Annotated in this window: 3 protein-coding genes and 1 pseudogene; 2 read left to right on the top strand and 2 right to left on the bottom strand. The window is 54.0% G+C overall.

Annotation, left to right across the window (positions count from 1 at the left end; genetic code table 11):
• A pseudogene (locus tag Q0R57_RS12740) lies at nt 1-313 on the bottom strand (transketolase); the annotation flags it as partial.
• Nucleotides 314-440: 127 nt separating this feature from the next.
• A complete protein-coding gene (locus Q0R57_RS12735; protein ID WP_294748333.1) occupies nt 441-2,855 on the bottom strand; it encodes a TIM-barrel domain-containing protein in 2,415 nt (804 codons plus the stop codon).
• Nucleotides 2,856-3,096: 241 nt separating this feature from the next.
• On the opposite strand from Q0R57_RS12735, the gene Q0R57_RS12730 reads away from it, so the two are divergent.
• Together Q0R57_RS12730 and Q0R57_RS12725 are read left to right on the top strand one after the other, a co-directional pair.
• Nucleotides 3,097-5,751, top strand: a complete 2,655-nt coding sequence (locus Q0R57_RS12730; RefSeq protein ID WP_294748330.1) for a family 16 glycoside hydrolase — start codon at nt 3,097-3,099, stop codon at nt 5,749-5,751.
• A 25-nt stretch (nt 5,752-5,776) separates the two neighbouring features.
• Nucleotides 5,777-6,865: a hypothetical protein gene (locus tag Q0R57_RS12725; protein ID WP_294748327.1), complete on the top strand. Its 1,089-nt coding sequence runs from the start codon at nt 5,777-5,779 to the stop codon at nt 6,863-6,865.
• Nucleotides 6,866-6,970 lie beyond the last annotated feature (105 nt).

Below are 6,970 nucleotides of genomic sequence, written 5' to 3'. Positions count from 1 at the left end.
GCTCGGGGTGACCAGGAGTTACTGAACCCCACTGACGCAGGTTCTTCAGGTCCTCGAGAGTGTACTTGCCGATAAGGGCGAGCTGGCTGTACAGCATTGGAGCCATGTGACCAGGATCGAGGAAGAAACGGTCGCGACCCTCCCAAGCGGGATTCTCAGGATCGTAAACCAGGAACTCACTGTACAGGGTGTTGATGAAGTCAGCACCACCCATAGCACCGCCGGGGTGACCCGACTTTGCCTTTTCAACCATAGAAGCTGCCAGAATTCGGATGTTGTCGGCAGCTCTGTTCATGACTTTGTTGTCGTTCATAATGATTATTTTATTTAAAAATGTGAATTTGTCGGCAAAGATACAAAAATATTCCGAAACCACCACGTGTTTCGGAATATTTTATTCAGTTTTATTAATAAACGGCTTATTTTGCCCCTTTTGTTTATTAGAATCTTACAGAAACTTGGTTGCCGTTGTAGTCGATGGTACGGGTGGTGCCATCAGGCAGCACCAATGTGAATTTACGGTCGAGCAGCATACCCTTGTAGCCACCTTGGCGTGCGCTGATGTGCAGCGTGCGGGTGCGATCAGACCATGTAAAGATGATGTTCGAGTAGTAGCCCTGCTCGTAGTTGTAGTTGTCGCCCTCGTCCTCGTAGAGCGAGAACTCAGCATCGGCACCAGGATAGATGCGCATCTCGAGGTTGTTCCACGCCTTCTCACCAACATACTGCATCTCTGGTCCCAGGGGCAGTATGCTGCCAGCACGCACAAACATTGGCACGCGGTCGAGTGTGGTCTGCAGCGTCACCTCCTGACCACCGTTATACAGCTGGTTGGTCCAGAAATCGTACCACTTGGCACCCTTAGGCAGATATTTCTTGGCGGTCTTTGTCTCCGTCCAGTCAATGCCACCATTCTCTTTCCTCTCTCCACCTTCCTCTTTTCTCTTTTCCCAGCCCGTCATAGCGTTGGTGCGGATAATCTTCTCCTCTGTATATTGCGGGTTGACGATGGGGCAGGCGAGGATGCTGCGGCCGAACATAAACTCGTCAGTCATATCCCACACGCGCTGGTCGGCGGCAAAGTCGCTGAACAGGGGGCGCATATAGCTGTCGTTGTTCGAGGTGACCTGCCAGGCTGTACTATATAAATAAGGTATGAGGCGATAGCGCAGGCGGATCTGCTTCTCGATGGCGTCATATACAGGCTCACCCTTCTTGCCAAACTGCCAAATCTCGCGAGGTGCATCGGCGCCATGACTGCGGAACACGGGACAGAACAGTCCGTACTGCATCCAGCGCACGTAGAGCTCCTGGAACTGTGGGTTCTTGGGGGCAGAGCCGCCACCGCGGGTGTTGTACGAGCCGCAGAAGAATCCGCCGATGTCTGTATTGAAGTTGGGGTTACCTGTCAGCGAGAAGCTCAGTCCTGCAGGTACCTGCTTGCGCAGCATGTCCCACGACGAGTTCACGTCGCCGCTCCACATATTCGAGCCGTAGTGCTGCTGACCAGCGAAGCTCGAGCGCGTCATGATGAAGATACGCTTGCCCTTGTCGTCCTTGCGCTGACTCTGATAGATGCCGCGAACGGTCTCCAGTGGGAAGGCGTTGCGCTGTGAGCGCCATGTGCCGCCATAGACCTGATGCTCGTAGTCGCTCTCCTTCGGATTGAAGAAGTCGGGGTCTGTAGAGTCCATCCACCATGCGTCGCAGCCGTAGTCGTAGAGGGTCTTCAGATATTTCCAGTAGATGGCGCGAGCCTCAGGATGGAAGGCATCATAGACCTTCACGCCCGAGGGATATTTCATGATGGGAGGCCATACGTGCGAGATGCCGCTCTGTGGCCACGTCTCGAAAGGCATCAGCAGGCCCTTCTCGTCCAGCTCGCGGAACTGCTGTGTCATAGGTCCGAAGCTGGCCCAGATGCTGATCATGAAGTGTGCGTGCTTCTTGTGCACATTGTCAATCATCTGCTTGCCGTTGCTGAAGTCCTCAGCCAGGAAGTCCATAGCGTTCCACAGGTAGTTAGAGCCCCAGTACTGCCAGTCCTGGATGATGCCGTCGAGGGGCACGTTCAGCACGCGATACTGGTCGACGATGCCCTCAGTCTCGGCAGCAGTCTTATAGCGCTCCTTCGACTGCCAGTAGCCGTAGGTCCACAGCGGGAACATAGGCACATCGCCTGTCAGCTGACGCATCAGCGCGATGACGCCGTCGGCACTTCCGCCATACATGAAGTAGTAGTCCACGACCTTGCCCACCTCCGAGGTAAACGACATGCCGTTCTCGTCATCATCAAACTGCGTGGGAGCATAGTTATCCCAGTAGATGCCCCATCCCTTGATGCTCTGCAACACGTTCTGGAAGTCCTCCAAGTTCGACTGCTCCATGCGCTTGTGCTCGCCCCTGCGGTTCATCTTGCCATTCTGTATGGTTCCCAGGCCATAGATGGCTTCGTTCTTGTCGAGGATGAAACGCTGGCGCACTTGCTGTGTCAGGTTAGGACTCTTTTCGTCGAGGGTGCCAAAGGCGCAGTCCTTCTCGCGCAGCAGCACCTTTCCCTTGGCAGTCAGGAATGTCAGCGCGCCCGTCTTGGGGTCCATCTTCACCGTCAGCTCCTTGCTCGATGCTGTTGTGGCGTTGGTGCTCACCTTCACGTCGGCGGGCTTTGCCGTCACTACCAGGCTCTGGTTGCTGATGTCCGTGCCTGCAGGCATCTTGACGATTCTCACGATGGTGGGCGTGTAGAATTCCACCTGTACCTTGGTGCCGCCCACCTCTTTCTCAAATGGTTTTTGTGCCATTGTTGCCGTCACTGTCAATAGGAGCAGTACGGCCATTGTTGTAAGTTTTCTCATATCCGTCTAGTGTAAATTGTACAGTCTTTTAGGTTTCATCTGCAAAAATACGAATAATTGCGGACATACCATAAGGTTAGGCTCATTATTTAACGTTTGTTGGGATAAGAACCGCTCAATAATGACAAACGAACCAATAATTTGTACAAGAATTGTCGATTATTATAAAAATAATGTGTATCTTTGCAGGGTCATTGCTGACGAACAAGATAACAAAAACGAATTGACTAAAAACTTGAACATGAGACGTAACCTATTGTTATTTGCCCTTTTGGCGATTGTATCAGCCGCCAAAGCCCAGAGCGAGTACACCATCACGGTGGATAGCAAGCAGCCCTCGGGCATCATCGACGAGATGCTCTATGGCCAGCTCTTCGAACATATCTATTTCAGCGCCAACAACGGCGTGTGGCAGGAGCTGATTCAGGAACGCTCGTTCGAGCCTGAGCAGTATCCTGGCATTCCTCCGCGCGACGGCTATTTCGACGGTTGGTATATGGACGACGACCAAGTGCTGCATTCGCCCACGCGCTACGAGCAACCGCTGAAGATTGACAGCATCAATACCTGCGACTTCGACCTGACGATGGATGTTAACTGGCGTGCCTACAAGCTGGCCCGTCGCAGTTGGAGTGGGGGACTGATGGACATTCGTTTCGCCTTCCGCAACAAGGCCGACGGCTCTCCATATTATATACGCATACACGACTCATATTATGAGAGTCGCACGTTTACCCCAGCACAGACTCAGGCCCAGATCGACGCTGCCAACGAGGCCGCCGCACGCGCTGCACTCCAGCAGCAGAGCGCCACTGCCGACTTCTCTGTCTGTCAGATGGAGGTGCGCCAGTCGCAGGGTTTCGGTGGACGTCCTGGTCGCCGCATGAACACCCTCGTGCCCCTGGCCTCGGCTCCTGCCACCAAAGAGCAGGTCAACGAGGAACAGCAGTGGCACAAGTTGCGCATATCGAGTCGCGGCAGCAAGGTGACGGTCTATTGGGACGATAAGCAGGTACTGACCTACGACGGTCTGGAGCAGGCCAGCCGCAATTTCGTGACCTTCTGGGTGAACTATACCGAGGCCACTTACCGAAATATCAAGCTGACGGCTGCTGACGGAAAGGTGCTCTTCGAGGGCATTCCTGGCGACGTTCAGATTCCCGCTGTAGCCCAGCAATGGACGCCTTTCGGCGAGGGTGGTAAGTACCGTCTCGTTAAGGACGATGCCGTGAATATGCGCTACTCGCAGGAGATTACGGCAGGCAAGACCGAGGCAGGAATCTTCCAAGGTCCACTGGACGTTGATGGCGAGAACTATGTAGGCTCCATTTATGCGAAAGGTAAGGGCGAACTCATTGTCGGACTGCGCAGTACGAAAGGCAATATCATTGCCCGCCAGTCGTTTAAGGTCAGCAAGGAGTGGAAGAAATATGAATTCACGCTTGTTCCCCAGATGATCGAAGGTATCGACGGTCATTGCAGAATCTGTGTGGATAGTATACAGCCACCTAGTTCCCTTGAAAAACTCGCCAGTGACCTGGGTGTAAAGACCGTTCAGAAGATCACCAAGTTTAGCTGCGACTGCGACTTCGTCATCATGGTGAAGAACGGAACGATACAGGTTGATATGGCGACGATGACTACGCAGACAGGTAAGAGTCTGGGCGGTTTCCGTCCTGATATCCTGCAGGCCGTGAAGGAGCTGCACCCCACCTGTCTGCGTTGGCCTGGTGGTGGCTACGTGGCCCAGTACGACTGGAAATGGGGCATCGGTCCGCAGGAGCAGCGTGAGCGCTGGGCTCACTGGATGTGGCTCGACTACGACCAGAACTGCTTCGGAACCGACGAGTTTATCCGCTTCTGCCGTGAAATCAATTCTGAACCGATAATCGTGGTGAGCGTCAAGTTCGAACGTCCTGCCGAGGAGTACGACCAGATACTTCAGGATGCCGTTAACTGGCTGCGCTACTGCAATGCCCCTGCTACTGACGAATGGGGCGCCAAGCGTGCTGCCAACGGTCATCCCGAGCCTTACAACGTGAAGTACTGGGAGATAGACAACGAGATGTGGGAGATGGGCATTGACCGTTATGAGAAGTGTGTGCGCGACTTCAGCACCGCCATGCGAAAGGTTGACCCCAGCATCAAGATCATTGCCTGTGGCGGCTTCCGCGAGGACGAGCAGTTCATTCAGCGTAGCGGCAAATACTTCGACTATCTCAGCCTGCACCACTACGAGCAGCAGGGCGGTTATGCCACAGGTCCTGTACGCTTAGGACAGCAGTACGACAACTATGCCAAGATGATAGCCAACGGTCCCAATCCTAACATCAAGCTGTTTATCTCAGAATGGAACCTCAACAGCATCGACTGGCGCACGGGTCTGTTTGCTGGCGGCTTCCTCAACACTTGCGAGGCTCGCGACGTGGTGGCCATGGGTGCTGCCGCCCTGTTCATCCGCCGTACTGACGCCCCCGACTGGAACAACGCCTTCATCAACTTCGACTATAAGGACCTGTTCAAGGCCCCCAACTGTCAGGTCACCGAGCTGTGGTACGACCACTTCTCAAAGTACCGCCTGGCCTTTAGTGGCGACACGGGCAACCTGAGCGTGAGCACCACCATGATGGAGAATGGTGCTGGCGTCATCGTCAAGGTGGTGAACCCCACCGATGAGGCCACCACCCTGCGCGTCAAGGGCGACTGGAAGGTAGTGAAGGATGCTGTGTTCGACTATTATGCTCCTGGCTCGCTCACCGTGGCCAACAGCATGGAAAACAAGCAGGCCGTAGCCCTGCAGAAGGCCACTCCGAAGACCGACGATACTGACGTGGTGCTCGCCGTTCCCGCCCTCTCTGCTGGCGTGCTGACGTTCTGTGTCATCTCCTCCAATTGATTACTAATGAATAAACGATAACACTATGAAGAAAATTTTGATGATGGTAGCAGCCATGATGGTTGCATTAGGCATTCAGGCCCAGAAGATTCAGACAGTCGATGGTGAGGGTAACGCCATACCCCTGGTCACCGTGCTCGACATGGACGGCAATATGATTGGTACCACCAATATCAACGGCGAGCTGGCCGACGTCAAGGGTGCCGCCAAGGTGACGGTGACCCACGTGGCCTACAAGCCCCAGATAGTCACCATAGCCTCGCTGCAGAACGGACGCATCACCATGGAGGCCTTGGATTATGGCCTCAAGGAGATTGTCATCACGCCCAAGCCTTACCTCTACGTAGAGTACTATTTCCGTGCCTTCCGCTACATCGGCGACTCGCTCAGAGCCTATGGTGCAGGTATCTACCCTGCCATCTTCGACATCAAGAAACAGTATAAGCCCGACACCCGTACCCACTGGTCGTATGGCGTCTTCTCCAACAAGGCCAACGGCTGGCATGGCGCACATATCGAGAACCAGGTGAAATCATGGATAAAAGGATCCTCTCACCTCGCAGCAGAGAAATTCCTGAAGGACAAGAAGGGCAAGGAGAAATACAATGCCAGCATCGTGCAGGAAAAGCCCAATGTATGGCGTGTGGAGATACCCAACGAGAAGGTGGGGCAGATAGTGCACAGCAACGGGGTGAGTCGCGCCACGCTCGATGGCTCGCGCATGCAGATGTACTCTAACCAGATTCATGGCGAGACCAAGATGCTGAAGAAACGTCAGAAAGTGGACTATGAATACCAGTATGCAGAGATTTTCAAGCTGGCCGACGAGGACAACGATCTGCCTGACATCGCACGTCATCTGATGACCATGAACCACTGGGAATACAACAGCGGCAAGGGTCGCGATATCGAGATATATTACATCTATACCGTGGAACACGGCTTTGTCGATGCTGACGCCTTCAAGGCCCGCAGCAAGGAGCTCAACGGCCACTATGTGGGCGATATGACCCTCGAGGACCTGCAGCAATACGAGGCCAGTCACAACATCCCGCCACTCGCCCCCGCACAGTTAGAGACCATCAAGGCGCTGAAGAAAGGGCAAGGGAAATAGAGCTTCTTGTTGTAATGTCAGGGGACGCATAGGCCTGATGGAAGAGGGCACAAAAAAATAGGAGAGAGGCTTGGCCTTTCTCCTATTGTTAATCCTTTAGTTCGC

The organism is uncultured Prevotella sp. (assembly GCF_946407605.1).
Classification (GTDB): domain Bacteria; phylum Bacteroidota; class Bacteroidia; order Bacteroidales; family Bacteroidaceae; genus Prevotella.
This window is presented reverse-complemented; position numbering and strand designations above follow the sequence as displayed.